Annotated in this window: 3 protein-coding genes; all 3 read left to right on the top strand. The window is 65.0% G+C overall.

The annotated features are described in order from the left end of the window. The first annotated feature begins 174 nt into the window (after positions 1-174). Positions 175-702, top strand: a complete 528-nt coding sequence (locus AC1DWI_RS22845) for an SRPBCC family protein (protein ID WP_477670971.1) — start codon at positions 175-177, stop codon at positions 700-702. Then, positions 692-1,102 (top strand): PaaI family thioesterase, encoded by a 411-nt coding sequence (locus AC1DWI_RS22840; protein ID WP_477725870.1) that lies wholly within the window; start codon positions 692-694, stop codon positions 1,100-1,102. Before AC1DWI_RS22845 ends, AC1DWI_RS22840 begins: the two co-directional genes overlap by 11 nt. A gap of 39 nt (positions 1,103-1,141) precedes the next feature. Continuing rightward, positions 1,142-1,496, top strand: a 355-nt coding sequence (locus AC1DWI_RS22835) for a helix-turn-helix domain-containing protein (protein ID WP_477725869.1), incomplete at its 3' end; no start/stop codon positions are given.

Below are 1,496 nucleotides of genomic sequence, written 5' to 3'. Positions count from 1 at the left end.
TGCCTTTTCACCTGTGGATGGCGCTGATGTTTTCACCGGCGATGTCGCTTACGCAGGGCTGGGTCAGCCAGCCCACCCCGGCCGTCACACCCAAAGTGAGGGCCGCACTGGAACACGCGGCCTGGATGGCCGTGGCGCCCTGAACACGTTCCCGATTCAACCAGGAGTACTTGCATGAAAGTTGTCAATGTTCATCAACGTTTGCTGCACGCGAGCCCGCAGCAGGTAGGCGCGCTGATTGATGCGCTGGGTTCGCAGGCCGATACGCTGTGGCCCGGGAAGGCATGGCCGCGCCTGAAGTTCGACAGGCCGCTGGCGGTGGGTGCCATCGGTGGGCATGGGCCTATCCGCTATGTGGTGGAAGCCTATACGCCGGGCCAGTCGGTGCGGTTTCGCCTTACCGCGCCGGTGGGTTTTGACGGCTGGCACGGTTTTGAGGTGCTTGAGGCCACGCCTGCGCATTGCGTGCTGGAGCACCGCATTGAGATGAACACACACGGCACTGGCCTGCTCTTGTGGCCGCTGGTGATTGGCCCCCTGCACGACGTCTGCGTGGAAGACGTGCTGTCGCAGGCGCAGCTCTCGCTGGGCAACGAGCCACGGCAGGTGCCCTGGCCGGCCTACATACGCCTGCTGCGCTGGCTGGTGTCGGGCGGCAGGCGGTTGACCCCGCCGTTTTCACGCAGGCAACATGCCCGCTGACTTGCTGGCCTGGGGCCGTCAGGTGCTGGGGCAACAGCCCTTCAGCGCGATGCTGAACGCGCAGCTGGATGCCTTTGCGCCCGGCGGCGCGGAGCTGTCGGTGCCTGTGGTGCCTGGCCTCTTGCAGCAGCACGGCTTTGTGCACGGCGGTGTGTTGTCTTACTTGGCAGACAACGCGCTCACGTTTGCGGGGGGCTCGGTGCTGGGCGACTCTGTCACGTCAGAGTTCAAGATCAACTACCTGCGCCCGGCCAAAGATGCCGAGCGCCTGCTGGCCGTGGCCACGGTGGTAGGCAGCGRCAAGACGCAGGCGGTGTGCCGATGCGATATTTTTGTGCTACGCGGGAAGGAGCGCATCTTGTGCGCAGCAGCGCAGGGCACGATACGCAAAGCGGGCTAGCCACAGCAACACGGGGCCGCTGGCGCTAGACTTGCCGGCATGCCTTTGACCCAGACGCAAGAGCTCGCGCCCAACCCGCACCAGCATACCTACATCGCCCGCATCAACCGGGTGGTAGACCACGTCAGCGCCAACCTGGACGGCACGCTGGACCTGCAAACGCTGGCCGATGTGGCGCACTTTTCACCTTGGCACTTTCACCGCGTGTTCCAGGCGGTCACGGGCGAAACCCTGGCCGACTGTGTGCGCCGCCTGCGGCTGGAGTCGGCGGCGCAGCGCCTGATATTTACGCAGCAGACCGCATTGCAGGTGGCGCTTGACACAGGTTTTGCGTCAGCCGAGGTCTTCAGCCGGGCCTTTCGCGCCCACTTCGGCACAACGCCTACGGCCTGGC

It is taken from the genome of Polaromonas sp. P3_C2, assembly GCF_056402675.1.
Note: the sequence above shows the minus strand (reverse complement) of the source record. Positions and strands in the feature narration are given on the sequence as shown.

Bases quoted from the DNA above. Each gene is read 5' to 3' on its own strand.
- AC1DWI_RS22845 (WP_477670971.1), top strand. From the start codon at position 175: ATGAAAGTTGTCAATGTTCATCAACGTTTGCTGCACGCGAGCCCGCAG.